This window comes from Priestia megaterium, from assembly GCF_009497655.1.
GTDB classification, from domain to species: Bacteria; Bacillota; Bacilli; order Bacillales; family Bacillaceae_H; genus Priestia; species Priestia zanthoxyli.
In genome coordinates, this window is record NZ_CP023317.1 from 2,861,918 (window position 1) to 2,887,590 (window position 25,673).

Genomic DNA, 25,673 nt, shown 5'->3' on the forward strand with positions numbered 1-25,673 from the left:
ATTCTCTCGGAGAATAGCAGGTTCTTTTTATTAACCTTCTAGTAATAAAGATTCTGGATCTTCTAATAGTTCTTTAACAGTAGCTAGGAAGCTTACGGCTTCTTTGCCGTCAACGATACGGTGATCGTAAGAAAGTGCAATGTACATCATCGGACGATTTTCGATACGCTCTTCATCAATTGCTACCGGACGAAGCTGAACTTTGTGCATTCCTAAAATACCAACTTGAGGCCCGTTTAAAATTGGTGTAGACATTAATGAACCGAATACACCGCCGTTTGTAATTGTGAACGTTCCACCTTGTAAATCTTTTAATGCTAATTTGTTGTCGCGCGCTTTTTTCGCTAAATCAACGATAGATCCTTCGATACCAGCGAATGTTTTACGGTCAGCATCACGTACAACTGGAACAACAAGACCGTCTGGAGCTGACACAGCAATACCAATATCGTAGAATTTTTTAATTAATAACTCGTTGCCTTGAATTTCAGCATTTAATAATGGGTATTTTTTAAGTGCTGCTACTACTGCTTTTGTGAAGAATGACATAAAGCCAAGTCTTACGTCGTGCTGTTCAAAGAATTTGTCTTTGCGTCGTTTACGAAGAGCCATAACAGCCGTCATGTCTACTTCGTTAAACGTTGTCAACATAGCCGCTGTTTGCTGAACTTCAACGAGACGTTTGGCAATTGTTTGACGACGACGTGACATACGTTCGCGTTCAACAGGTTTGTCGCTATTTTCACTTGCCGCTGGAGACGGAGATACCGGGTTAGCTGGCTTACTTGCTTGTGCCTGCTGTTTTTGCTCATTTGATTTTTGATCTGCATATGAATCAATATCATGTTTACGCACACGGCCAAGAGGATCAGTAGTTGGTACTTGATCTAGCTTGATTCCACGTTCTCTTGCTGCTTTGCGAGCTGCAGGAGAAGCAATCAGCCATTGTTTTTGATTTCCTTGTTGAGGCGCTTCAGCTGCTGGCGCTACTTCTTCAACTGTTTTTTGCTGAGCTGGAGCAGCTTCTTGTTTTGGTGCTTCTTCTGCTGGTTTTTCTTCAGCTTTTGGTGCTGCTGGTGCTGAAGCTCCTTCTTTCGCTTCAAGACGTGCAATTGTTTCACCAACTTGCACTGTGTCGCCTTCGCCAGCAAGAAGTTCTGTTAGCACACCAGAGTCTTCAGCTGTAATTTCAACGTTAACTTTATCTGTTTCAAGTTCAACGATATAATCGCCTTTTTCAACGAAATCTCCTACTTGTTTTAGCCACTGTGCAACTGTTCCTTCAGAAATTGATTCTGCTAATTCCGGTACTTTAATCTCTCCCATGATTCATTCCCCTTCCTTATCGTGTAACAACGTCGTTAGCAATTTCATTTTTAGTTAATGCATCTTGTAAAATACGTTCTTGTTCTTGTCTGTGAACTGTTGGATCTCCTTCAGCTGGACTTGAGCGTCTTGTGCGGCCGATGTAGTCAACAGTAGCTCCTTCTGGTGCTACTTCACGCAGTCGATCTTCTACATAGTTCCATGCGCCCATGTTTTCAGGCTCTTCTTGTAACCAGACAATCTCTTTTAAATTTTTATAGCGAGCAAAGATTTCAGCAATTACGCGTCTTGGGAACGGATAAATTTGTTCTAGACGAAGAACGTGTAGCCAATCTTTATCATCTTCTGCTTTGTTTAAGCGTTCCGTTAACTCACTGCTGATTTTTCCGCTGCACAGAACGATTCGTTCAACTGCATCTTCTTTTTTGCCTAATCCAGGCTGTTCTACTACTAAGCGGAAAGAGCCTTTTGTAAACTCTTCAAGGTTTGACACACTAAAAGCATTACGAAGCAAACTTTTTGGTGTCATAACTACTAGCGGTCTTACTTCTTCGCGCTGTAAAATGGCAGCTTGTCGTCGAAGTAAGTGGAAATATTGCGCAGCGCTTGTTACGTTTGCGATTGTCCAGTTGTTTTCTCCAGCTAGCTGTAAATAACGTTCTAGACGAGCGCTTGAGTGTTCTGGCCCTTGACCTTCATGGCCATGTGGCAGCAATAAGACCATTCCAGATTTTTGTCCCCACTTAGCACGACCTGCTGCAATAAACTGGTCAATAATAACTTGACCTGCATTGGCAAAATCACCGAATTGTGCTTCCCAAAGAACAAGCGTTTCAGGAGCAAATACATTATAGCCGTATTCAAATCCAAGCACTGAACCTTCAGATAATGGACTGTTACGAATATCAAAGGAAGCGCTTACGTTCTTCATTGCGTGTAGTGGTGAGTAAACATCCCCTGTCTTATGATCATGAAGAACAAGATGTCTATGTGCAAACGTACCACGTTCAGAATCTTGGCCTGTAATACGAATTGGCGTGCCGTCTCTTAAAATCGTAGCAAATGCAAATGCCTCACCCAATGACCAATCCACGCTTTCATTTTCTTCAAACGCTTTGGCACGTTTAGATAAGATGCGATCAAGTTTTGGAAATACGTTAAATCCTTCAGGGTATTTCACTAGCTCTTGATTCACTTCAAACAGCTCTTCTTTTGTAACAGATGTATCAATATCTGAAATTCCTTTGAAGACTGCTTGTGGCATTTCCATAATTCTATGTTGTTTTTCAGCTTTTGGCGGTACTTTCTCATAAGCTGCTTTTAACTTCGCTTGTAACTCTTCATTAATTTGATCTGCTTGACCGCTTTGAATAACGTTTTGTTCTTCGAGCTGCTTTGCATACATAGCACGAACGGTTGGACGTTTTGTCACAATTTCATACATCTTCGGCTGCGTTACAGACGGTTCATCCATTTCATTGTGGCCAAATCGACGGTATCCAATTAAATCAATCAAGAAATCTTTGTTAAAACGTCTGCGATACTCATAAGCAAAATAAGCAGCCGCTAAACAGGCTTCCGGATCATCCGCGTTTACGTGAACGATTGGAATTTCAAACCCTTTTGCTAAGTCACTTGCATATTTTGTTGAACGAGAATCGACGCTTTCTGTTGTAAATCCAATCATGTTGTTAGCAATAATGTGGATTGTTCCACCTGTTTGATAACCAGTCAATTGATTTAAGTTCAGCGTTTCTTGTACAATACCTTCACCAGGGAACGCAGCATCTCCGTGAATTAAAATCGCGAACGATTTTTTTACATCTTGTTTCGGGTATCCATTCACATCACGCTCATCTTGAGCCGCTCTTGTAAACCCTTCCACAACCGGATTAACAAACTCCAAGTGACTAGGGTTACTAGCCAATGTCAAACGAGCTCGAACTGTGTTCTCTGCTTTAATTTGTTTGTCGGCACCCAGGTGATATTTTACGTCTCCCGTCCAGCCGTAGTTGATACCGATTGAACCTTCTGAAGGAACTAATTCCTTGTTAGGCGCATGCTGGAATTCCGCAAAAATCATTTCATACGGCTTGCCTAATACGTGTGCTAATACATTTAAACGTCCACGGTGAGCCATACCGATATTAACCGTTTTTGGGCTTGTTTCCACTGAGCGTGCAATCAGTTCATCTACAAGTGGAATTAACATATCTACGCCTTCAATAGAAAAGCGTTTTTGTCCGACAAATGTACGATGTAAAAATTGTTCAAAGCCTTCTACTTCTGTTAAACGCTTTAATACAGAAGTTCTTTTCTCATTTGAAAGAGGTTGGAAAATAGCACCTGACTCGACCATATCAGTCAGCCACTTATTCTCTTCCATGTTATGTACGTGATGGAATTCAAACGCAATGGTTTTTGTGTAGACATCTGTTAAATAGTTAATTGCGTCTAAACCATTTTTGACGTGTGATGGCGCATTCGTACATAAAATATCAACCGGAATTGATTTTAAATCTTCTTGCGTTAAATTGTAATCTTCCAAGTGAAGCAAGACAGGATCTTTCTTCTCGCTTTCAAGAGGCTTAATTGACGCGTATAGATGACCATAAGCACGGATGTTTTCCGCTAGCTTAATAGCCGATGCAATTTTAGATGTGTTAGCTGAAGGTGCAGTCTGTGCGTATTCAGCTTGCTGAACCTGCTCACTTTCGTTTAATGGAGGAGCACCCCAATAATCAAATAATTCTTTTAAGTCTGGATCTACTAGATCTGACTGCTCTTCATATAACTCATACTGTTCTAATACATAGCCGTAGTTCGGACCCAAAAATCCTTGCCAAGGCTCCCCTCTATTCGACGTTTCGTTACCCATGATAAAACCCCCAACGAGTTATAATAATTGTCGTACTCAACAATCTTTCCATTTTGAATGTCGATTACCTTATCGTCTGACATCTTTACAACGAGTGATAAATCTCACTGCGTGTGTATCTGATATCTGCTTATATTTTACCACTCTTTTACTCGTCAATCAAAATGAAATCGCTATATTTCTTTAATTTTTTTTACTTTTTTAATAGTCTTACTACTTTTTGAAAGCGTTTTATAAGTAAAGCTGATTAAAGGTCGAATCAGGTGTTAATTAATTGTTATTGACCTAGCTTTTGGCAAAATTAAATTGCTTAAAATATATTTTATGACTATTTAAAAAAAGAAGCAGTGTTTTGCTTCTTTTTTTAAAACTCATCTACGATTTTTTCAACGTCTTTAAAATAACCATCATCTACTTCTGTAAGCTTGCTGCTTTTCGCCGCTTCGAGTAAATGAGTGAACCAAGTTAGTTCTACTTTCAAATGCATAATCGTGCGCATAATGATCGACAGATTTGCAATGGAATGATCGACCTTTTTAACTTGGTACAAATTTTGCATTTTTTCTAAATAAGCTGCCGTTTCCTCAATCTTTTTTTCTAAAGCAGAAGCCACTTTTTTTTGATCCACGTAAGAAGTAAATGAAAGAGCAGCATAAACAGGTCTATGCATATGCTCTTTTTTTAACAGCTGTTCAAAATAAAGGCGTTCAAATTCTTCTCTTCCTGCATCCGTGATAGAATAAACGGTCTTTTCAGGTCTGTTCGTCTCTCGAATCACATCGACTACTTTCACCAACTGATCTTTTTCGAGCGTATCAAAAGCGTAATATAAAGAACCGCTTGCAAGTTTAATATAGTGCTTCATTTGTCTTTCATTAATGGTTTGCTGAATTTCATAAGGGTGCTTATTTCCTTCCATTAATAAGCCCAGTATGACTAATTTAACACTCATAACACCTTTCACCTCTTGACATGCATCTTATTTAGTAAAAAAAGCACGAATAAATTCGTGCCTTTTCTATTTTTGAGCTGCCGGTTCCTTAGCTTCTACCCGCTTTTTAGGGGGAACTTCCACTCGTTCATTTCCCATTAAAAAGACAGTAATAATAGCTACTGCAATTGGAATAAGAGCAAGCATAAATGCATACGTGATCGATGTAGACATAGCATCAACAATCTTATCTAATATTTGAGGCGGAATGCTGTTTCGGGCACTTGATTGAAAAACTGCACTCGGATCTCCTATTTGAGAAAATGCTCCTTGTGATCCATTTCCCATACCTTGAAAATTGCGCTGCAGCTCATTTGTAAATGTATTGCTTTGAATCGTTCCAAAAATCGTAACTCCCAGCGTCATTCCTAAAGAACGAGCAAATGAGTTTGTTGAGTTGGCAGAACCTCTAAACTGTGGATCTAGCTTATGAGTTGACGACGTTGGTAAAAGAGAAAAGCTAAACCCTACGCCAAATCCAGTCAAAATCATAAATACCGTGAGCATCCAACGAGGTGTATCAGGTTCCATTGTTCCTAACAAGAACATTCCTACTGCAAATGAAAAAACGGACATAATCATCAAGTTTCGGAAGCTTGTTTTTGTGAGAAAAATCCCGCCGATCGCACTTCCTGCTACTGAGCCTAACATCATCGGAGTTAAAATTAAACCTGCATTTGTAGCAGAACCTCCGTAGACAGCTTGAACGAAAATAGGAATAAATACCGTTAAAATAATAAACGTTGCTCCGTATAAGAAAGCGAGAATCTGTGATGTTGCAAATAAACGGCGCTTGAACATCCAAAATGAAATAATCGGCTCTTGCGCGCGCTTTTCCACAAAAAAGAAGAGTGACAGCGCCACAGCAAAGATAGCAAAAAGAGATAAAATTTGCGGAGAAGACCACTCATACTCTTTTCCTCCAAGTTCAAGAGCAAACATTAAACTTACTACTGAAATGACAAGAGTGGCTGCACCAGCCCAGTCAATTTTTTGCTTTTTATGACTTTTTGACTCTTTATAAAAGCGCATAATAAAAAATAACGATAAAAGTCCAATTGGCACGTTCACGTAAAACACCCAGTGCCAGCTGATGTATTCCGTAATGTAAGCACCGAGAAGTGGACCAAATACGCTTGCTGAGCCAAAAACGGCACCTAATAATCCCGTCATTTTCCCGCGTTTTTCAGGAGGGAAAATATCAAATACGATGGTAAAAGCAATCGGAAGAAGCGCTCCTCCTCCAATTCCTTGAATCGCTCGGTAAATACTTAGCTGCACAATGCTTTGTGCTAAACCACACAATGCGGATCCAAGTAAGAATACGGTTAACCCAAAAATAAAAAACCGTTTACGGCCGTACATATCAGATAGTTTACCAAATATCGGCATACCTGCCATCACGGCAACCATATAAGCGGACGTAACCCAAACAAACTTATCTAATCCGCCTAGATCAGAAATGATTTTCCCCATAGCCGTCGCTACGATGGTATTATCCATGGCTGACATAAAAATACCGAGCAGCAATCCTGCTACGATAAAACGAATATGTTTTTCTGATGAAACCATTTCAGTTCCTCCTTTCGCGTCATCTTTTTGATGAACAGAAATGATAGCTACTTAAATTATTATATTCAAATTTGAGTATTTTACAATCTTAAATGTGCTATTTTTTAGAAATAAACATAACAAAAGCGTAATGGATTCATTACGCTTTTACTGTGAGCTGAGGTTCTAATTCGATCTCTACATTTCCTTGAATGGCTCTTGAAATCATACAGGACGTTTCTGCTTTTTTTATAAGTCGATTGATTTTCTCTTCTTGGGCCGCAAATTTAGGTGTGACGATCACGTGAGGTTTATGAATGATTTTTTCGTACGTAAACACACCATTCGTTACGTCCACGATAGCTTCTGATTCCATCGTTAAAGCCTCCTGATGGATTCCACTTCTTTCTAGCATCGCTGCAAGCGTGATAATGTAGCAGGTGGCTGCTGCTCCTAGCAGCATTTCATCTGGATTTGTCCCGGCTCCTGGCCCGTCCATTTCTGGTGGAATAGAAATGCTTGTTTTTAATTGCCCTGCTTCAATTGTTCCCACTTCATTTCGGCCTCCTGGCCAATTCGCTTGCAAATGAAAGTGATGTTTTGCCATAGTGTATCCTTCTTTCTTCTATATAATGATGTATACTTAGCGTACCTTTTTTGCTCATAAAATAAAAATGTTCTGCTTGTAACAGCAAAAAGACTGCTAAACGTGCAGTCTTTGTTGTTCTCTAACTTAAAGGTACTTTCTTTTCGCTTTCAACGACAGTTTTGATTAATGAAGGCAGCCAGTCCTGCAGGTTCGTAAATGAATATCCCCAAAAGCTAGCTTTTTCATTGCTCATCGTCCAAGAATGATCTACTCCGTACGGAGAACTATTTTCATCCGTTAAACGAGAGGTTGTTCTTGCTGTTTTATCCGCTGCTTGTTCAATATATGAAAATAAATTTTTGAGTGAAATGGTACCATTTGAACAAGCGTTAATCGGCCCTTTTAGCTTCTGTTCTGCACACCAAACTAAAAATTCACCTGCTTCTTCCTGTGAAATGAAGTTCATTTCTGCTTCAATAGCCGGTACACCAATTTCTTCTCCATGCATAATTTTTTCTATGTGAAAACGCAAGCGGTCCGTATAATCATCTTTTCCCATAACAATTGGAAAACGGACAGCTGTTACCGAAAACGGTGCTTTTTGAAAGAATACTGCCTCGGCTTGGCGTTTTCCTTCTTGATAGGAAATATTTTCACGGCGTGTATATGAAATAGGATACTTGTATGGATCAAAATCTTCTTCATAACACGTTTTTTCTAAAGAACCATATACTGAAAGAGTCGAGGTAAGTACATAGTGACTCGTACTATGACGAAAAGCTTCAACAGCAACAGCTGCGCCGTGTGAAGAATAGCATATTTGATCGAAGATAACATCCCATTTTCTTCCTCTTGTTGTTTCGATTACAGAATCTTTTTCTACACGATCAAGAAAAATTCGCTCAACTCGGTCGCCGAAATCATCCGGTGTTTTACCTCGCGTTGCTAACGTAACCTGTACTCCTTTAGAAAGCAATGTCTGAACTAAATTTTTTCCGAAAAAACGCGTTCCACCTAACACAAGTGCTGTTTTCATCTTTTTCTCCACCTTTCATATTTGATATGGGTGACCATACCATTATTATCCAACTTTTTCATCCATAAAGCTATGAATCTTTCCGCTTATTTTTTTGTACTTCCACCTATTTTTTCGCCACTGCCGTGTTAAGATGTACATATCTAACCAAAAGGAGCGACAGCGATGAATTCTTCTCCACTTCCCCTTAACGAACGTCTTGTTGTTCTTGATATTATTCGGGGCATTGCTTTGCTGGGCATTTTTTTAGTGAATATACCGGCTTTTACTTCTCCGATATTTATTTTTCAGCTGTACAATGTTTCTTATAAGTATGAAGGAATAGATGCTTATATTGATTTGTTCTTGCAGCTGTTTGTGCAAGGGAAGTTTTTTACCATTTTTTCTTTTTTGTTTGGACTTGGATGCGGAATTTTTTTGCATAGAGCTGAAGAAAAGCAGTACTTTGCCGCTGCTTTATGGTCAAGAAGAATGGCTGCTTTGCTATTAATCGGGCTTTTTCATCTTGTCTTTTTCTGGTATGGAGACATTTTGCATGTGTATGCTATTGGCGGTTTTTTATTATTCTTTTTTTACAATCGAAAAGCTAAGACGATTTTGCTGTGGGCAATAGGCTTGCTATGCTTTTTTTATCTTTTGGCTTGTATGCAGTTTTTTATTCCAGCACACGTCTTGCAGGAGGCTCAGTGGGAGTATAAAGCTTTACATGAACATGTCTTAACCCAATATTTATCCACCTACAGGCAAGCAGACTATTTATCTTGGCTGTTTTATCGTTTGAATGTTGAAGTGGTGCCTATGCTATTAAATCTACCGTTTTCTATCTTTCCCGTATTTTCTATGTTGTTATTTGGCTTATATACTGCTAAAAAAGGGTTGGTACATAATATCGAACAAAATCGTTCTTTTTTAAAGAAAATTCAGTCAATAACAGGCGCAGCAGGTTTCACTTTAACTATTATTCTGGCCATGCTAAAAACAGAGATTTTAAGATACGAACTCTATCAGCAGGCGGCCATTCACCTTTTTACAAGTTTGAGCGGCATTTTTCTATGTTTTTTTTATCTTACCACCTTACTGTTATTCCTGCAATTTTCTCCTTACGCTTCAATGCTGGGTCTTTTTAAGTATAGTGGAACAATGGCATTAACAACTTACCTTAGCCAAACTTTAATTTGCCTGTGGATGGTTCGAGTCTTTGGTTTATACGGAACTCTTACCTTAACGGAAAGCACGGTTATGTGCCTCATCATCTATACACTCCAGCTTTTTCTTAATAAGTGGTGGCTTTATTATTTCTATTACGGTCCGTGTGAATGGTTATGGCGGAGCTTTACATACCGATCTCTCCCGCCTCTTAGGCGGAATAGAAAAGCTTCAGCTTAACAGCAAATCGGCCTTCAAGGTTGAAAGCCGATTTGTCTCCTTTACTGCAAAGGCGGTATAGTTATTCGTTTAATTCCATTTGTCTCAAACTCTCGTATATAATCCATTTCTCGATGAAAAATTTGCATAAAAACTTCATTTTTTATTTCTTTAGTGGGTCCTATTTGCTCTATCACATCTCGTTTAGCCATGCGATAGGCTAGCGCTTCCCAAAACACTTCGTTATCGTATTCTCCAATAATATCTTGAAGAGAATCTTCATGTTCTTCTGTAAACATAACCTCACTGTTTAGCGTGTGAAAAGGTCCTTTTTCAAGGAAAGGCTCTGCGTGTGAAAACATTTGTTTTTCTACATCCGTATATTCCTGTGCATGCTCATCTTCCACTCCAGAACATGCTGTGACCATCCAGTTACCTAAATAAATTAAATCAAGCAGTTGAAAAAAGTGCGATTCAGATAGTTGAAGTTCAATATCGTTTTTTACAGGAGCTTTTGACATAAGCGCGGATCTCTCCTTTAATTTTGAGGGTAGTTGCTACTAAATAAAATAGCTAAAAGGGTTAATATGCAGGCTAGCAGGAAAACTGAAGAAATGGCTTCACCTCTTTTCTGTAGTGTAAAAATAGAGGTACTGACATCCAAAGAAGTGAATACGAAGGGTGTAAACTTATCATAATCGAAATAAAGACAAGATACAAGACTTTTTTACTAAATTTTCTGACTATTTTCGTCATAAATACCTATTTTTGTTTTGTTTATACTAGAAAGGTCTGGAATTTGTGTGCTGAGCTGTTCAAAATAAAAAAGCGCTGAACCAGGCGCTTTAACGGTGTAAAAAAATAGATAAACCAATAAAAAAAGCAGCTAAAATAAAATCAAAAATCCATTGCCACTTCTCACGTTTTAGCAATACGTGCTCTACCCCTGATAACAGCGAACTTATACTAACCAAAACAAAAATAAAGCTCAATTGGTTAAACGAAAATTTAGTGACAAAATTTGATACAAGTATGACTGCTACGGTGATGAACAGTGCTATTTGACTTATAAGTACCCATTTAATTCTCTGTTTATATCCGTCTTTTAAAGCTTGTAATAAATCGTTGCTGATCACTCTCGCTAAACCCCTTTTGTATTCCTATCGTCAAAAGTAAGAACGCAGCAAAAAAACGCTTATCTGCATCTTAACTACTTAGCAAAACTAGCTATTAAATCGAAACATAAATATCAACTTGACTGTACTCAGGATCAATACAGCGTTCATCATATAGTTCAAAATCTATTTTATAGGCACGATGATTTTTTTTAGCCCACTCGCGAATATAAGCCCAAGCCTCTACGACTACCTGTCTAGCTGGCCCAACAGCTGTTGTAAACACCATATATTCACCTTCTGGGATGATGAACTCTCTCATATCCTCTTTCAGTTCGCCGCCGGGTAAAACTTCGTAGCCGAGAGCAAATGTAAAATCCATTTTTTGATTATATTCAAATTCTGTATAAAGAGCAAATGTATTACCATTTACTTTATTGGCGATTTTATTAGCTAACTGTTGTTTATAAAAAGTCTGCCAGTGCTCAGGAATAAGACCTGTGCCCGTTTCTTCCACAGGTTCATCTGTTCGAATAGGCACTCCTACAACAGTGAATTCATTTACCTTGACTACTTTTTGACTTACGACTAAGTCAGTCAACATATTGAGCCCCCTTAATTCTTCTTTTTCTGTAGTTACAATGAGGGAAATACTTCTTAATATGCATTTTATTTGTATTCAAAGAAAACGTCAACCTTTTATGCAAATCCCTTAACGAAGGGGCTGAAGATCCTTCTTCTAAACTATAAAAAAACGATTCTATTTTCTTTGTACACATCATACGTATAAGATACCCCTAATTTACAATAGAGTGAGGTAAAAAAATGAAGATCATTGAACTTGCCGAATTCATTAAAACAAGTAAAAAAACAACTAAACTTGCTCTCTCCTCTTCTACAGTACAGTATACATTAGAAACAGATGATTTGAAAATTGAATTAAAAACAGGCGGCACGAATAAGCGAATCGTGTTTTTTCGCATCTTCTTAAAAGGAACATACAAGGATTGGATTTGTTATCACCGGAACGAACATCATATTTACGAATTGTATCAAAATATTCCTTTATCTCCTAAAATGCAAAAGCAGCTTTTGTATGCTATTGCATCATAAAAGAGCTGGCTTAGTTAACCACCTCTTTTTCAATACATTAGACGAAGCTCAAGCCAATTAGGTTTTAAATTACTCATTTTTTATCAAAAAAACACCGGAAGCTTTGGGGTCAGTCCCTTGCTCCGGTGCTTTTCTTATTTATGCTGTAGCTTTGTAAACGAATGTTTGTGCGGCTTTGCATGTAACTTTCCCTTTGTCCATTGAATCCCTCTGTATAAATAGTACGAGCACCAAAAAACTGCTGGGACGATAAGTACATATGCGACGATACTATTTGTAAAGAAAGAAGAATCTATGGAACGAAGCAATCGATAGGTCTCATTTAATATACATATATGCACGACATAAATGCCAACTGAATTTTTCCCAACCTTTGAAAAAAACGAGTTTTTGCCAAGACTTGGACTGCTTAATACGAATAAAAACAATGATGCCGATAAAAAAATCGTAGAAATAAAATAGTCTCCGGGCTTGCTGTGCTGGATATTGACCAACCAGTAGCGCTCGGCGATCTCTAACGCTGAAAACACAAAAAAGCTGGCTAAATAAATCATGGGCCTTACGTTTAATACTGACAGAATTTGCTTACCATAAAGGGCAAACATAGCTCCTAATACTGTATAGAATAAACCAAAGAACAGGGCATCTCTCGTTTGAAAAGAAAGTGGAAAAAATAAAGAATAAGACTGTCCAAATAACCCAGTTACATATAATACGGTGCTGATAATCATTAATAAACCGATCTTTTTCCATCTTTGAAATAAGAAAACGATAACAACAGCCCAAATTAACGCAATCAAGTACCAAAGCTGAAATCCGCTTGTGTCACTTCCATAATAAAAGATATCTTTGAATGTGATGGATGATGTTAAATAATCAGCTACTGCATCTTTTCGCTCTGCTAATGTTCCGTGGTTTTGAAATAAGCGCAGAACTACACCAAACAATAAATAAAAGATGAACCAACATGCATAAAGCTTTGAAATATTCCACGTGTATTTTTTTAAGTATGCAGAAGGTTTTGGATGTTTTTGAATTTTATTCATAAACAAATACCCTGATACAATAAAGAAAAAAGGAACCGCGAATCGTGCAAATGTGTCAACAATGACATCTAGCACATTTTCCTGGTTCCCTAAAAAGAAATCGTCATGTGATGGATTAACATGAATACAAACCACAAACACTGTAGCAAAAAACTTAATAAAATCAATTGAATAATTACGTTCCATCTTGTTGTCAGCTCCTTAAAATAAACTCGAGCTCTATTTTAGCATAATTATCCAAACGAAAAAGACATTTTGGTAAAATTAACCTTATAGTCATGGAAAAATTTTCTTAACTTCCAATATTCTAGTCTTGTTTACTTGTATGATGTCTTTCAATATTCCAAATAAATGATTCTAAAGAACTACAAAACAAAAAAACAGATTACCGGTAACCTGTTTTTTAAATTAACATTTTCCATGCAAACTTATTATCTTGTTTAATATCGATTTCTTTTTCATGCAAAGCCTGCACATGCTGTTTAATTTGTTTGAGAAACAGCATTACTTCTCCGCTTGATACGGCAGCTGAGTTGAGAGATAACGAATGTTTTTTAGCAATTTTTAATTCCTCTGTTTCCACTGAAATACTCACGTGGCGAAATAAGTGCCAAGGGTAATAAACTGTTTTAAAAGATTTTGAGAAATAAATTCCTTTAGAACAAACGGTAATCCCCTCGGTTTTTTGAAGAGGATATGTATTTAAATGAGCTACAATTTTTTCTTTTGCAGGTAAATAGAGCCTGTTTCGCATCTCTTTTTCAACTTCTTCACATAGTTGTCCTGCTACCGACAACACATCTTTTGGATCAGGTGTTTGATGAATTTGAAAAGATGAACAAATAGAAGTTAATTCTTTTGAGGATACACATGGATATATATAGTCTTGACACATATATTCATGGGAATGAGTGCGAATAAATTTCTTGATTTTTTTTAATAGAGATACTAGCTTTCTAGCTGAGTAATCGTTTTGATTGACTTGAAATTTCTCCACGTCATTAAAACAAATCATTTCTTCTTTTCGAATGGTAATGGATTGAATGTTAGCGAAATCTTCCCATAACATTTTTCCTTTTTTCATCCCTCTGCTTTTCCAGTAAATCCCCTTATTTGTAAAGCAAATTCCCCTTTTATCTAGGCCCGCTATAAAAGAGCTGTGTAAATACGCAATTATTTTTTCTTGGGGCTGAAACTGAAAGTATTTGCTAGCCATTTTTTTGTAGAAACTAGGTATTTGCATTACATAAAATTGACTTTCTCTATAGATTAAGCATAAGTCAGTCAAATAATTAGTTTTCAGCGTCGCCACGCTCTCACTTCCTTTTTGAGTGTAAATAACCGTACCCATTTTTTTCTATTACTTTATAAACGTTTTTTGATGAAAAAAGTTTCAACTTTTTTTGTTTTTTATGAAAAAGCTTTAAATTGAAGCATTCCTTTCATCTAGGAGGTTATCTAATTACTCACTTATTCAATAATCTTATTTTAAACGTTCCCTACTTAATTAAGAAACTAAACCAGATAATAGCAATGCTTACCTGCTTTATCCAAATCATCCCCTGTGAACAAAAATAAACCGCAGCGTTAAAACGCGATGCGGTTTGTTTTTTAAGCTAAATAAGCTTCTTTTATTTTTTCATTGTGAATTAATTCCGGTCCTTTTCCTTGCAAAATAATTCCTCCCGTTTGAATCACGTAGCCTCGGTGCGCGATTTGCAGTGCTTGATAAGCGTTTTGTTCAACGAGCAAAATGGTCATTCCGCTTTTATTTAATTCCATAATAATCTCGAATATCTTTGTAAAAAATGTTATTTCTGGAAACGATGAAAAAGATTACTGTTTATGTACCCCTTTTTTCTCGCAATCTTTCATAATAGATTCAATCTCATATACAAAGAGAAGCTGGAAAAATAAAAATATAGTTATTTTCTACAATATACTCTTTGGCTGTATATATAACAAAAAAGCATGTCACCATAAAGAAACATGCCTTGTAACTATTCAACCTAAAAAAAGGTGCATATTATGCACCTTTTTATGACCCTTTGTTTTCCGCTTCTCCCCGAGTTTAACTATTGTTTCGTAATGCCTGTGATCCCTCTTCCCCTGTTCGGATCTTAATCGCATTTTTTAATTCATAGATAAATATTTTCCCATCTCCAGGCTGACCTGTATTTAGTACTTTTCTTGCTTTATCAACAACGTCGGATACGGGAACTTCGCAGACCACAATTTCCACTTTAATTCGGGCGTGCATATTGTCTTGTTTTTTGACCCCCCTGTAAAGTTCCGTAATGCCTTTTTGCAATCCGCATCCTAACGCATCTGTAACCGTAATACCGCTCACGCCAATTTTTGCTAGTTCTTGCTTAAGCTCTTCAAACTTTGAAGGGCGCGTAATAATTTCAATTTTTGTTAAAACATCACTCACTGTGCCCACCCCTTTTACATATTCGATTCGTGATACGCTCTTTCACCGTGCAGCGTAATATCAAGCCCGAGCGTTTCTTCTTCTTGTGTTGCGCGTAGAGATACTACCAACCCAACCACTTTAACAATAATGAAGGTAGCGATGCCGACAAACAGATACGTTGCTACGATAGCCACCAGCTGTTTCCATAGTAGACTTGGGTCTCCGTAGAATAAACCATTCGCGCCGGCATCATTTACAGAAGTTGTGGCAAATAAACCCGTTGCGATACCTCCCCATGTTCCCCCAATACCGTGAAGACCAAATGCATCTAACGCATCGTCGTAACCGATTTTCTTTTTAAGTGAGAAGATACCCCAGAAACAAACTGCTCCGCCGATAAAACCAATTACAATAGAAGCAAACGGTGTAACGAATCCACAAGCTGGTGTAATAGCTACAAGTCCAGCAATCGCTCCCGAAACGGCTCCAAGCAGCGTAGGCTTTTTATTAATAATCCACTCTACTACAAGCCAGCCGATAATTCCTGTTGCTGCCGCTGTATTCGTGTTAATGAAAGCCGTCATTGCAACGCTGTTAATAGTTAAGGAACTTCCAACGTTAAATCCAAACCACCCGAACCAAATCAGCATTCCGCCTAAAAGAGTTAGCGGTAAATTGTGAGGTGCTGCAGCATCGGCATTTTTTCGTTTTCCAACAACAAGAGCTAGAATTAATCCTGCTACACCTGATGAAATGTGAACGACGTTTCCGCCAGCAAAGTCAATAGCTCCTAGTTCACGAAGCCATCCGCCAACTCCCCAAACCCAGTGTGCAACGGGTGCATATACAAATAATGACCATAGGATAGCAAATAAGATAAATGCTGAAAACTTCATGCGCTCTGCAAAAGCACCCGAGATAATAGCTACTGTTAACACAGCAAATGTTAGTTGAAACATCATAAACATGTTATGCGGGATCGTTGCGCTGTAGTCCCCGTTTGGAGTGAATCCAACGCCTTTTAATCCCACCCAGTCCAAGTTTCCAATAAAAGCATTGCCACCGGTCGAAAATGCTAACGAATAGCCAGCTACTATCCAAAGAACAGATATGACAGCTAATGAACCTACGCTATACATCGCGGTACTTAACATGTTTTTACTTCGAACCATGCCTCCGTAAAACAATGCAATAGCTGGTGTCATAATCCAAACCAATAATGCTGAAAAAAACATAAATACTGAATCGCCCATTTGCATGATGATTTCCCCCTTAAGTACGAATAAATAACCCCTAAATTTAATGTTAGATTATATAACATGTTTTGTTATGTTTACTATCATATTTGATTTATATGTATTTAGCAACTACTTTTTGCAAATTTATTCAGAAAATTTTTGTTTTTTTATCCTCTTTTCTTTTTGTTATTTATTCTCCTATGTACACATAAGCTGAAATATCATTTATAAGTGTTAGAATTTCTAACATAAAAAATCCTCTTCTTGGAGTAGAAGAGGATTTTTCTTTACAAATACATATATACACCTGGTCCTAGAGGAATACCGAATACAGCAAAAACAATCAACATTATAATCCAAATTCCTAAGAAGGCTAAAGTATAAGGAAGCATAAGTGAAATGATGGTTCCAAGCCCTGCTTTTGGCTCGTATTCTTTCATAAAGGCTAAAATGACAATCATGTAAGGATTTAAAGGAGTGATTACATTGGTAGACGAATCTGCTATTCGGTAAGCTGCTTGAATAAATCCAGGGTTGTACCCTAACAGCATGAACAATGGAATAAAAATAGGTGCTTCTAGTGCCCATTGAGCAGAGCCGCTGAAAATAAGAAGATTCAGCAGAGCTGTTAAAAATACAAAACCAATTACAACGGGAAAGCCTGTTAGATGTAATGCATTCAATATATCCGCTCCTTCTACTGCGATCCACGTTCCAAGATTCGTCCAATTAAAGTAGGCAATAAATTGAGCAGCCGCAAAAATAAGGACGATGTAGCTTGCCATATCTTTCATCGAATCAGTCATATAAGCAGGTATATCTCTAGAACTTTTGATTTTCCCTACTGTTATTCCATAAACAGAGCCAACTACCACAAAAAACAGCAGCGTAATCGGAATGATACCATCTAAAAAAGGAGATGGAACAATTCCGCCGTCTTCATTTCGTAGAGGAGAGTTGGGCCAAAATAAGAAAACAGCTAGTACAACGACATAAATACATGCAGCAACGATACTGTTTTTTAAGCCTCTTGCTTCTGCCTCACTAATTTCACCAAAATCATTGCGTTTTTTTCCTTTATAATTACCCAGTCTAGGTTCTACAATCTTTTCAGTGACGATCGCTCCTATAATAGTTAAAACAAATACAGAAGCCGCCATGAAGTACCAGTTCGCTGCAGGACTGACAGCAGCGCTTGTGTCAATTGTTTTAGCAGCTTCAGTAGAAATGCCCGATAACAATCCATCGGTTCCGGATATAATAAGATTCGCTGTAAAGCCTGATCCCACCCCAGCAAATCCTGCCGCTAATCCAGCAAGCGGGTGCCTTCCTACTGTATAAAATATCATTGCTGCAAGCGGAGGAACGATGACAAAAGCAGCATCTGCCGCTAAGTTGGCCATAATTCCTGTAAAAATGATGGCGTATGTAATAAGAGCTTTTGGAGCATTTAAAATCGTTTTCTTTATGGCCACTTCAAGCAGACCTACTTTTTCTGCAAGTCCGACTCCAAGCATCATAGCAAGTACAAGTCCTAGGGGCTTAAATTCAGTGAAATTGGTCAGCATCGATGTTAAGATATACTGAATGCCTTCATGCGACAACAAACTTTTAATTGGAAGAGTCTTATTAGTACCAGGATGGACCACTGTTACTCCCATACTATTAATAGCAACAGACGCTAATACGATAATAAGCGCTAAGCATACAAACAAAATAAAAGGATCAGGTAGTTTGTTTCCGAATGCTTCTACTCTTCCTAATAGTTTGTCTAGAAAGGTTGTTAGATGTGGTTTTTGCTCTGTTTGCAAATTAGGTTGTGCCATACTTTCTCTCCCTTTTCTTTTAGATTCTTTTTGTTTTTTTTCCTTTTAATTACCAAAAAGACTATTAGTACATAATAATCTGAATATTTATATTATTCAAGTATTATTTTTAAGGAATTTTTATTTATCTATTAAAACTAATAGCATTTAGATAAATAGAAAGCCAGAAGAGATCTTTTGAATCGACAATCAAAAATAACAAAAAGCTCTCCGTTTGAAGAGAGCTTTTTGTTATTTCGCTATACTAGATGGGGCAGACTCTTTTCCTGACTCGTTAACAGCTGTTACATAATAACGAGACTGAGATGCGTCGGAGTCGGCAAAGCTTTTTCGCTCAAATTCCGAAACGCTGCCAATATGGACAAATGTTCCGCCTGGGTTCTTTTTATAAATTCGGTAACCGATAATATTGCCTTCTCGTACCGCGTACCACGTAAGCAAATTACCGCTCATCTTTACATGTGTAGGAGGTTGTGGTGCAGTTGCTTCACGCTCCAATTCTTTTGCTTGGTCAGCTTTTAGTTCTGTATATACAACTAACCTCTCTTGATGGGTTCCTTCTGCACGGTCAAACGTGCCTGTACACGTAATTAGATTTAAATTACGTTTGTTGCTGTACCCAAAAATTTCGTTTAAAGGTGCCTTATCTCGCGGATAGCTTTTTGTACGTTTAACAACAAAGGTAAGCGTGGTCCCCTGTGCATCTCTTACGGTAATTTCATCGTCTTTTTTTAAGTTTTTTAGATTGTAAAAGACGGCAGGACCGGTTTTACTGTCTACGTGTCCTGCTAGTACAGCATTTCCTTTTACGCCAGGTTTAGCTCCTGGTTCAAACCAAGCAACTCCATTTTCTGTAGATGGCGCTGCCATTTCACCGCTGTCTAATAACCCTACTTGTTCAATTGAAGCCTCCACATGAATAGCTGGAATGGACACTTTTGCAGGAATGATTCCTTTGAATTCTTTGTTTAACTGTTTGGCTTCTGTTTTATGCTGTTTTAATACAGCAAATTCCTCTTCAAGCGTTACCCGGCTTTTTAAATCCTTTGATTGTGATTCTTTTTCTTTTTGCTTAGCTGCATTCTGTTGCTTCATTTCTTTTGCTTCTACCATTTGTTCTTTAAAATATAGTCCGCCGCTAACAAGCAGGACTAAACTTAATATACAGTAGGCGAGAACAATCGCTTTTTTCACATCGTCACCTCGTTTCACAGCTGTTTATAAAAAAGAAGAGAGAACAACCTCTCTTCTTTTTTTAGGACTCTTGACTTGTAATTCATAAGGAAAAGGAGAAAAAATATTATTTGCTTACTGGTTTCTTGCGTAAAATAACTCCAGCTGTTAATACAGCTAACGAACCTAGTGCAATATAGATCGCTGTTAGTGGGTTCATCGTTGATTCAGATGCCCCGCCCATACCTGTTTTCGGCATATCTGTTGGCATAGCTGTCTCAGCAAACTTATCGGGATTTTGTTTTACAATCGCTTCACCTAAAGCTTGGCCGACACCAAACATTAATTTATACCCTTCACGGTACGTATCATAACTTCCAGCGTAGTCGCCGGATGCATATTGCTCAAATGTTTTAATAACCGTATCTTCATGTGCTTTTATAGCTGCCTGTGCGTCTGCAGTTGGAAGGTTTCCATCTGTTGCTGTTCCTAAGAATGTACCAAATTCTTGCGCGAATTTATGGAGCTTGTCTTTAGCAGCTTTTTCTCCTGCTTCATCGCCTTTTACTTGTGCACTTACTAGTTCAGCTTGGGCATTGATGTGATCTCCTTGCCAAATTTTTTCGAATTGTGCAGCCCCTTCATCGCCATATACTGAACCGATTGCAGCTTTAAAATCTGCTGTGTTAGCATTTTCTAACCAGCTAACATAGTCGTAATCTTTTGAACCGTTGAACCCTTTTTCCATTCCCATTGTTGCTAAAGCAAAATGTTCTGCTGCTAAGCTGTTTAATGAAGAACGTAAATCTGCTGCTGGTGTATCTACTTTGGTATTATCGAATTTATCGGGCATTTGCGTTACGATTGCATTTGATAACGCTTTACTAATGGCAAACATTTGCTGATATCCTTCGCGGTATGTTTTAGCGGCCGCTTCGTAGTCACCTGCTACATAATCTTCAAATGTTTCTTTTACTTGGTCTTCATGTACGCGAAGCGCTTCTTTTGCTGCATCTTCAGGTAGTTTGCCTTCCGTAGCAGTACTTAAGAACTTAGCAAATTCATTTACGAATTGATTTACTTCTTTATCTACTTCAGCCATGGCTTCTTTGTCATTTTCTTTTGTTGCTTTTACAAAATCATCTGTGTAACTATTATGTTCTCTGAAAATTCTTTCAAATTCAGCTGCTCCTTTATCACCATAGACAGACGCAATAGCAGGCTCCATGTCAACGGCATTTTGGTCCAATGCTTTAAACGCAGCGTCAGCGTCTTTAGAACCGTCATAGGCTGTTGTCATAGCGGCAACGGCAAGCGTAAAGTGTTCAGATAATAAGTAGTCTAAGTTCGCTCGTAAATCTGCAGCTTTTGTTACTGCCGTTGGTTGTGCTTCCTCTGCGTTTGCAATTGTGGGCATCAATAGTGAAGCTCCTAGTACAGGGATCATTAACTTTTTGCTTAATTTCATCATTTTCCACTCTCCTCATTTTTAGTTGATGTACGCTACTTTTTTCATTCTTACTACATCTTAAATCATTAAACAGATTGAACATTTTGAATATTCTTTATATTTTACCTTCATGTTCTCCCGTATTTAATGACTCTTTTTAGGAAGTATTCTCTTTCTATCTACTAAACGATTGGCGAATGACCTTGGATCACTTTTTTAAAACTTTTTTAAGATGTCATTTTCGTCAAGAATTCCTTCCCTTTCTACTTATCTAACGAACGCTTTGTTCAGCTAGATCACTTTTTTTGAAAAAGTTTTTAACCGCTTTTTTCAAGAAGTACTTCCTTTTCTACTTACCTAACGATCACCTTATTCTGTTGGATCACTTTTTTTAAAATTATTTTAAATTCAAAAGAAAAAGAAAGGTTTCTAAAGGAAACCTTTCTTTTTCTCTTTACTTATTTAAAAAATTCCACATCACGTTGTTTACTTCTTGAGGCTTTTCATGCTGAGGGGCATGAGATGCTTCAGCTAATCGGTGAACAGATATGTTTGGCACATATTCTTCAATACCATCTAAGTTTTCAGGCATAAAAGTAGGATCTTGATTTCCCCAAATAATTTGTACCGGGATGTTTAACACTTCTTCTTCTAACGGAAACAAAGATTTTCTTCGAAGGTCTTCTTCCGTGAAAATCTTTAAATTGCGGTAATAACTTAGCATGGACAGCACAGAGCCATTTTCCCAAGAGTTCATGTATGCTTGAACATCATCAGCTGTTAGGTATCCTTTTTTTACACCTGGGTCGATCACAAGCTTACGCAAACCTGAGAAGTTGTCTCGTTCCATATAGTCCTGTGCTTCTTGTTTTTGAAACCATTTCATATACTCGCTTGCTTTTTGCTGATTTTTATTTGTTCTAAGCTCACGCATAAATGTATAAGGGTGCGGACCGTTAAAAGCAATTAATTTTTGTACATATTCCGGGTAGCGATAAGCGAATGTCCATCCGATTCCTGCTCCCCAGTCGTGTACAACTAGCGTGCAGGAGCTATATCCTAGGCCTTCAATCACTTGGCGAATATCTTCTACTAATACATCAATCTCGTATGATTTTAGTCCGCTTGGCTTTTCAGATAAGTTATATCCTCTTAAGTCCAGAGCAACTGTGTGAAAATCACTAGAAAATTCATCTATCTGGTGTCGCCAAATATGCGAAAAGTCAGGAAACCCATGAAGAAATAGCATAAGCTCTCCTTGTCCCTTGCTTATGTAGTGCAAATTAACGCCATTTACGTTTATATACTGTTTGCTCATTGTTCATTTCCTCCTTTTATGTAGCTGTAGAGCAGTATAACGCTGTAAAAAATGAACGTCAATTCATTTGCTTCGTTCACTTCTTTTTAGTTCTTTTTATGAATATAGTTAATTATTTAGAGTGGATTTTTTTGAAGGAGTGATTAACAATGGCTCATATCTATTCAAAGGGCTGGTTTGTTCAGCAGTTAAAAGCGGCCAATATATCTAAAATCGATGGAAGAAAGCTAGAAAGTTATAAAACCTACATTCTTCGTAATTTACATGCTGAGCTTATAGAACAAGGTAAAACCAACGGCTAAAAGAGGTTGAGACATAACGAAATGAAACCTACGTTTGTCCTAATAAAAAAACGAACCACTAATCAAAAGTCTTGATTAATGGTTCGTTTTTCATTTCGTCTAAAATATTTTTGTCCCATCCACTTTTTTTACAGCGATTGCTCAATAAAAGATAATACGCGCTTTACATATTCTTTTTTGTATACATGATAATTTTGAACGTGTTCTGCTTTATCAGTTTTCCAGAAGGAAAAAGCATCCGGGTGTGTTTTAGCCATTTTTTCACTTTCAGTGTAAGGGATTTTTGTATCTCCTGTGCTGTGTATAAATAAAATTGGTCGAGGGTAAATATGCTCGACTGCTTTAATAGGACTAGCTTCAGCAGGATTTACATCTGCAATAACAGGAAGAATAGCAATGGTTAGCGGTGTAAATGGAAAATTTGGTAAATGAGACCATACAGATAGATTTTCTTTTAAATAAGAGGTTAAATCACTAAAAGGACTATCGGCTACCACTGCTTTTACGTCGTCATCTTGAGAGGCTGCTAATAAAGAAGTGGCTGCTCCCATTGAAATGCCGTAGAGCACAATTGGCTCTTTTGTTGTTTCTTTCATTTTCTGAATAACGCCTAATAAATCGAGCTGTTCTTTTACACCAATCGTCGTTTGATTTCCTTCTGAGTCTCCTGAATCTCTAAAGTCAAACATGACTACTCGATATCCCGCTTTTACAAATTCTTTACTCAGCGGCAGAAAGCCAGCTCCTTGTGCTTCACGGTTATTTCCGTATCCATGTGACATAATAACGGTCGCTTTTGGCTGTTCCGTTGGTTCAATCATCCATCCTTTTAAATGGGTTATTCCGTCTTTGCTCAAAAATACTTGATTGCTATAGTGCATGCCGTAATCACTAGGATTTTTCACAGCAGGATTTTTATCTAGTTTTGTCAGGCTTATGCCTACATAAAGAGAAATGGCCGTACAAAGTACAAAACAAAGAATAACAAAGGATATCAGGCTGATCCATATTGTTTTTTTCTTTTTACCTGTATTTGTCTGTCGATTTAGAACTGGAGTCAAGCTCGTTCCTCCTTTTTATCTAAGATCATCTTTCCTATTCTTATTGCTGCTTCCCTTTCTCCATTTTAAAGCTAGCCCATCTATTTTATGAATAAAATTCGTTTTATTTTCCACATATTTTTCCGGTTCAAAGCGATAGCGATGCGCTAGTTCTGTTTTCAACGCTTCGTATTCTTTCGCTGCATCAAGGTTAGCACGCAGATAATCTCGAAACCATATATGCCGATTAATTTCTGGATGGCCTTTTTCATAAATATGAACATGATGGGTTCTTTCATTTCCGCCTTTTTGGAAGTATCGTCTTCCTTTTATGCCGTTTTCACCTCTCGCTTCGTAACCAAGCTGTTCCATCTTCTGATTATATGTATCTACTTTTTTTATATCTTTTACTTCAATAAGTAAATCAATAATCGGTTTTGCGCTTAAGCCGGGAACAGCAGTGCTTCCGATATGATGAACCTCTAAAACTTGAGCTGACATTATAGTTGTTAAGGTGGCAGCTTCTTTTGAAAATTCCTTTTCCCACGCGATATTATGAGGTGTCAGCTGAATTTCTCTTACGGACTTCATCTTCAATTCCTCCTTTTGTAACGAAAAAACTGCTTACTATAGAATAGCCTATAATAAGCAGTTTTTCATCATTTAACATGTTATTAAGTTTTATCTAGCAAACGCCTGCTTCGCTAAATTAACAACCGTCATATCATCCATTGGAGGGTTGTGGAGCCCAGCACGCACGTCTCTATAATAGCGCTGCAGCGGATTACTGCGCTGCAAGCTACGCGCTCCTACTATGCGCATGGCTTTGTCAACAACCGTACAGGCACTATTGGTCACTACGTGTTTGACAGCTGCTAATTCTCCCGCTAATGCTGCTCGGTCGCTTGTTTCATCCCATTTATTTGCCACGCTGTACATAAAGTGACGCGCCTGCATGAGTTCAAGTTCCATCTCTCCGACTAAACGCTGCACATTTGGCAACTCGCTAATCGTTCCTTCAATACTATTAGGCGAATATTCTGTAGCAAATGCGACAGCATAATCTCTTGCTGCGATGGCTGTACCCATGTAGCAAGCTGGTATATGAAGCAACCAGCCGCTTGGCTCATTCTTTTTAAAGCCACCTAGGCGTTCAACAAGAAAGTCTTGCTCAATATCGACATTTTCTAGCACAAGATCGTGACTTCCTGTCCCGCGCATTGCAATCATATCCCATGTTTCTTCTATTGAAAGTCCGCTTGTTTCACGAGGAATTAAAAATAAGCCGATCTCTTCTTCACCTTCAATGCTTGCTTTTACTAAGAAGTAATTTAACACTGGAGACATCGTGGTGAATGTTTTTCGGCCATTGATTCGCCAGCCTTTTTTTGTTTTTACAGCTAGCGTTTCCGGTTTGCCTCCTCGAGTAGGACTTCCTGTCTTCGGTTCAGTAGCGGCGGTATTAATAAGTGCACCTTTTTCTATTTCTTTAAAAATAAAATCGAGCATTTGCTGACTCCAAGGCTGTTTTTCACGCAAGTCCATTGTAATCCCCATATGCCATCCAATACTAAGAGCCGTAGAAGCGTCCCCTTGAGCAATTAATTCTTGAAATAATAAAAAATCATAAAGGCGTAATTCATCTCCTCCATAGTTGCTTTCTAGAGAAAGACGTGTATAGCCAGCTTCTTTTAACTCTTGAATATTTTCAAACGGAAACGTACCTTCTTCATCTATTTTAAAAGCTCGTTTCTTAAATTTTTCGACTAGAGGTAGCAGTTTTTCGTACGTAGACTTTTGATTTTTATTTACAAATGAAACACTCATTTGCTTCATCTCCTTTTTATATGACAGAGTGTCCCTATCGGATTAATATATAGTTCTTATCATAGCATACCTC

Annotated in this window: 23 protein-coding genes and 1 pseudogene; 3 read left to right on the forward strand and 21 right to left on the reverse strand. The window is 37.9% G+C overall.

Annotated features, from left to right (window positions below):
• Positions 1-30: 30 nt before the first annotated feature.
• The 6 genes from odhB to CEQ83_RS14440 all read right to left on the reverse strand — a co-directional run bounded on the left by odhB (position 31) and on the right by CEQ83_RS14440 (position 8,371).
• Positions 31-1,326: a 2-oxoglutarate dehydrogenase complex dihydrolipoyllysine-residue succinyltransferase gene (odhB, locus tag CEQ83_RS14415; RefSeq protein ID WP_014459542.1), complete on the reverse strand. Its 1,296-nt coding sequence runs from the start codon at positions 1,324-1,326 to the stop codon at positions 31-33.
• A gap of 16 nt (positions 1,327-1,342) precedes the next feature.
• The gene (gene sucA / locus CEQ83_RS14420) at positions 1,343-4,204 is read right to left on the reverse strand and encodes a 2-oxoglutarate dehydrogenase E1 component (protein WP_028412867.1); all 2,862 of its coding nucleotides are present in this window, start codon (positions 4,202-4,204) and stop codon (positions 1,343-1,345) included.
• A 364-nt stretch (positions 4,205-4,568) separates the two neighbouring features.
• Positions 4,569-5,156, reverse strand: coding sequence for a PadR family transcriptional regulator (locus tag CEQ83_RS14425; protein WP_028412866.1), 588 nt, complete (start codon positions 5,154-5,156; stop codon positions 4,569-4,571).
• A gap of 66 nt (positions 5,157-5,222) precedes the next feature.
• Positions 5,223-6,767 (reverse strand): MDR family MFS transporter, encoded by a 1,545-nt coding sequence (locus CEQ83_RS14430; protein ID WP_028412865.1) that lies wholly within the window; start codon positions 6,765-6,767, stop codon positions 5,223-5,225.
• A 139-nt stretch (positions 6,768-6,906) separates the two neighbouring features.
• Positions 6,907-7,353 carry an OsmC family protein gene (locus CEQ83_RS14435; protein ID WP_099000296.1) on the reverse strand — a complete coding sequence of 149 codons (447 nt, stop codon included), beginning with the start codon at positions 7,351-7,353 and terminating at the stop codon, positions 6,907-6,909.
• Positions 7,354-7,474: 121 nt separating this feature from the next.
• Positions 7,475-8,371 (reverse strand): NAD-dependent epimerase/dehydratase family protein, encoded by an 897-nt coding sequence (locus CEQ83_RS14440; protein ID WP_028412863.1) that lies wholly within the window; start codon positions 8,369-8,371, stop codon positions 7,475-7,477.
• 165 nt (positions 8,372-8,536) lie between these two features.
• Between CEQ83_RS14440 and CEQ83_RS14445 the strand changes: the two genes are divergently transcribed.
• Positions 8,537-9,757 (forward strand): DUF418 domain-containing protein, encoded by a 1,221-nt coding sequence (locus CEQ83_RS14445; RefSeq protein ID WP_155017363.1) that lies wholly within the window; start codon positions 8,537-8,539, stop codon positions 9,755-9,757.
• Positions 9,758-9,798: 41 nt separating this feature from the next.
• On the opposite strand, the gene CEQ83_RS14450 is transcribed toward CEQ83_RS14445, so the two are convergent.
• The 3 genes from CEQ83_RS14450 to CEQ83_RS14460 form a co-directional block, all read right to left on the reverse strand.
• Positions 9,799-10,257 (reverse strand): hypothetical protein, encoded by a 459-nt coding sequence (locus CEQ83_RS14450; protein WP_028412861.1) that lies wholly within the window; start codon positions 10,255-10,257, stop codon positions 9,799-9,801.
• A gap of 324 nt (positions 10,258-10,581) precedes the next feature.
• Entirely contained in the window at positions 10,582-10,872 is a 291-nt protein-coding gene (locus tag CEQ83_RS14455) for a hypothetical protein (RefSeq protein ID WP_028412860.1), read from the reverse strand.
• Positions 10,873-10,966: 94 nt separating this feature from the next.
• Positions 10,967-11,455, reverse strand: coding sequence for a GyrI-like domain-containing protein (locus tag CEQ83_RS14460; RefSeq protein WP_028412859.1), 489 nt, complete (start codon positions 11,453-11,455; stop codon positions 10,967-10,969).
• A gap of 221 nt (positions 11,456-11,676) precedes the next feature.
• Here CEQ83_RS14460 and CEQ83_RS14465 point away from each other — a divergent pair, with 221 nt between their 5' ends.
• Positions 11,677-11,964, forward strand: a complete 288-nt coding sequence (locus CEQ83_RS14465; RefSeq protein WP_028412858.1) for a hypothetical protein — start codon at positions 11,677-11,679, stop codon at positions 11,962-11,964.
• Positions 11,965-12,098: 134 nt separating this feature from the next.
• Here CEQ83_RS14465 and CEQ83_RS14470 read toward each other — a convergent pair whose 3' ends face one another.
• The 9 genes and pseudogenes from CEQ83_RS14470 to CEQ83_RS14510 all read right to left on the reverse strand — a co-directional run bounded on the left by CEQ83_RS14470 (position 12,099) and on the right by CEQ83_RS14510 (position 22,431).
• Positions 12,099-13,196, reverse strand: a complete 1,098-nt coding sequence (locus tag CEQ83_RS14470) for an acyltransferase (RefSeq protein WP_099000300.1) — start codon at positions 13,194-13,196, stop codon at positions 12,099-12,101.
• A 217-nt stretch (positions 13,197-13,413) separates the two neighbouring features.
• Positions 13,414-14,094: a hypothetical protein gene (locus CEQ83_RS14475; RefSeq protein WP_223546143.1), complete on the reverse strand. Its 681-nt coding sequence runs from the start codon at positions 14,092-14,094 to the stop codon at positions 13,414-13,416.
• Between the two features lie 527 nt (positions 14,095-14,621).
• Positions 14,622-14,810: pseudogene (locus CEQ83_RS14480) on the reverse strand (ABC transporter ATP-binding protein); the annotation flags it as partial.
• Between the two features lie 271 nt (positions 14,811-15,081).
• Positions 15,082-15,444, reverse strand: a complete 363-nt coding sequence (locus CEQ83_RS14485; protein WP_013057611.1) for a P-II family nitrogen regulator — start codon at positions 15,442-15,444, stop codon at positions 15,082-15,084.
• 14 nt (positions 15,445-15,458) lie between these two features.
• Positions 15,459-16,685, reverse strand: coding sequence for an ammonium transporter (locus CEQ83_RS14490; protein WP_028412855.1), 1,227 nt, complete (start codon positions 16,683-16,685; stop codon positions 15,459-15,461).
• A gap of 266 nt (positions 16,686-16,951) precedes the next feature.
• Positions 16,952-18,490: an AbgT family transporter gene (locus CEQ83_RS14495; RefSeq protein ID WP_194273194.1), complete on the reverse strand. Its 1,539-nt coding sequence runs from the start codon at positions 18,488-18,490 to the stop codon at positions 16,952-16,954.
• A 231-nt stretch (positions 18,491-18,721) separates the two neighbouring features.
• Positions 18,722-19,684, reverse strand: a complete 963-nt coding sequence (locus CEQ83_RS14500; protein WP_099000301.1) for a class F sortase — start codon at positions 19,682-19,684, stop codon at positions 18,722-18,724.
• Positions 19,685-19,790: 106 nt separating this feature from the next.
• A complete protein-coding gene (locus CEQ83_RS14505; RefSeq protein WP_099000302.1) occupies positions 19,791-21,134 on the reverse strand; it encodes a copper amine oxidase in 1,344 nt (447 codons plus the stop codon).
• Between the two features lie 433 nt (positions 21,135-21,567).
• A complete protein-coding gene (locus tag CEQ83_RS14510; protein ID WP_099000303.1) occupies positions 21,568-22,431 on the reverse strand; it encodes an alpha/beta fold hydrolase in 864 nt (287 codons plus the stop codon).
• A gap of 149 nt (positions 22,432-22,580) precedes the next feature.
• On the opposite strand from CEQ83_RS14510, the gene CEQ83_RS14515 reads away from it, so the two are divergent.
• Positions 22,581-22,733: a YflJ family protein gene (locus CEQ83_RS14515; RefSeq protein ID WP_081732856.1), complete on the forward strand. Its 153-nt coding sequence runs from the start codon at positions 22,581-22,583 to the stop codon at positions 22,731-22,733.
• A 128-nt stretch (positions 22,734-22,861) separates the two neighbouring features.
• Here the strand turns inward: CEQ83_RS14515 and CEQ83_RS14520 are convergent, their stop codons facing one another.
• The 3 genes from CEQ83_RS14520 to CEQ83_RS14530 form a co-directional block, all read right to left on the reverse strand.
• Complete coding sequence (locus tag CEQ83_RS14520; RefSeq protein ID WP_099000304.1) at positions 22,862-23,794, reverse strand: alpha/beta hydrolase; 933 nt, start codon at positions 23,792-23,794, stop codon at positions 22,862-22,864.
• 15 nt (positions 23,795-23,809) lie between these two features.
• Complete coding sequence (locus CEQ83_RS14525) at positions 23,810-24,364, reverse strand: GrpB family protein (protein WP_099000305.1); 555 nt, start codon at positions 24,362-24,364, stop codon at positions 23,810-23,812.
• A 90-nt stretch (positions 24,365-24,454) separates the two neighbouring features.
• Complete coding sequence (locus tag CEQ83_RS14530) at positions 24,455-25,600, reverse strand: acyl-CoA dehydrogenase family protein (protein WP_033579423.1); 1,146 nt, start codon at positions 25,598-25,600, stop codon at positions 24,455-24,457.
• Between the last annotated feature and the right edge of the window lie 73 nt (positions 25,601-25,673).

Coding starts and splice junctions, on each gene's coding strand:
- odhB (WP_014459542.1), bottom strand. CDS start 1,326: ATGGGAGAGATTAAAGTACCGGAATTAGCAGAATCAATTTCTGAAGGA.
- sucA (WP_028412867.1), bottom strand. CDS start 4,204: ATGGGTAACGAAACGTCGAATAGAGGGGAGCCTTGGCAAGGATTTTTG.
- CEQ83_RS14425 (WP_028412866.1), bottom strand. CDS start 5,156: ATGAGTGTTAAATTAGTCATACTGGGCTTATTAATGGAAGGAAATAAG.
- CEQ83_RS14430 (WP_028412865.1), bottom strand. CDS start 6,767: ATGGTTTCATCAGAAAAACATATTCGTTTTATCGTAGCAGGATTGCTG.
- CEQ83_RS14435 (WP_099000296.1), bottom strand. CDS start 7,353: ATGGCAAAACATCACTTTCATTTGCAAGCGAATTGGCCAGGAGGCCGA.
- CEQ83_RS14440 (WP_028412863.1), bottom strand. CDS start 8,371: ATGAAAACAGCACTTGTGTTAGGTGGAACGCGTTTTTTCGGAAAAAAT.
- CEQ83_RS14445 (WP_155017363.1), top strand. CDS start 8,537: ATGAATTCTTCTCCACTTCCCCTTAACGAACGTCTTGTTGTTCTTGAT.
- CEQ83_RS14450 (WP_028412861.1), bottom strand. CDS start 10,257: ATGTCAAAAGCTCCTGTAAAAAACGATATTGAACTTCAACTATCTGAA.
- CEQ83_RS14460 (WP_028412859.1), bottom strand. CDS start 11,455: ATGTTGACTGACTTAGTCGTAAGTCAAAAAGTAGTCAAGGTAAATGAA.
- CEQ83_RS14465 (WP_028412858.1), top strand. CDS start 11,677: ATGAAGATCATTGAACTTGCCGAATTCATTAAAACAAGTAAAAAAACA.
- CEQ83_RS14470 (WP_099000300.1), bottom strand. CDS start 13,196: ATGGAACGTAATTATTCAATTGATTTTATTAAGTTTTTTGCTACAGTG.
- CEQ83_RS14475 (WP_223546143.1), bottom strand. CDS start 14,094: ATGAAAAAAGGAAAAATGTTATGGGAAGATTTCGCTAACATTCAATCC.
- CEQ83_RS14490 (WP_028412855.1), bottom strand. CDS start 16,685: ATGCAAATGGGCGATTCAGTATTTATGTTTTTTTCAGCATTATTGGTT.
- CEQ83_RS14495 (WP_194273194.1), bottom strand. CDS start 18,490: ATGGCACAACCTAATTTGCAAACAGAGCAAAAACCACATCTAACAACC.
- CEQ83_RS14505 (WP_099000302.1), bottom strand. CDS start 21,134: ATGATGAAATTAAGCAAAAAGTTAATGATCCCTGTACTAGGAGCTTCA.
- CEQ83_RS14510 (WP_099000303.1), bottom strand. CDS start 22,431: ATGAGCAAACAGTATATAAACGTAAATGGCGTTAATTTGCACTACATA.
- CEQ83_RS14515 (WP_081732856.1), top strand. CDS start 22,581: ATGGCTCATATCTATTCAAAGGGCTGGTTTGTTCAGCAGTTAAAAGCG.
- CEQ83_RS14525 (WP_099000305.1), bottom strand. CDS start 24,364: ATGAAGTCCGTAAGAGAAATTCAGCTGACACCTCATAATATCGCGTGG.
- CEQ83_RS14530 (WP_033579423.1), bottom strand. CDS start 25,600: ATGAGTGTTTCATTTGTAAATAAAAATCAAAAGTCTACGTACGAAAAA.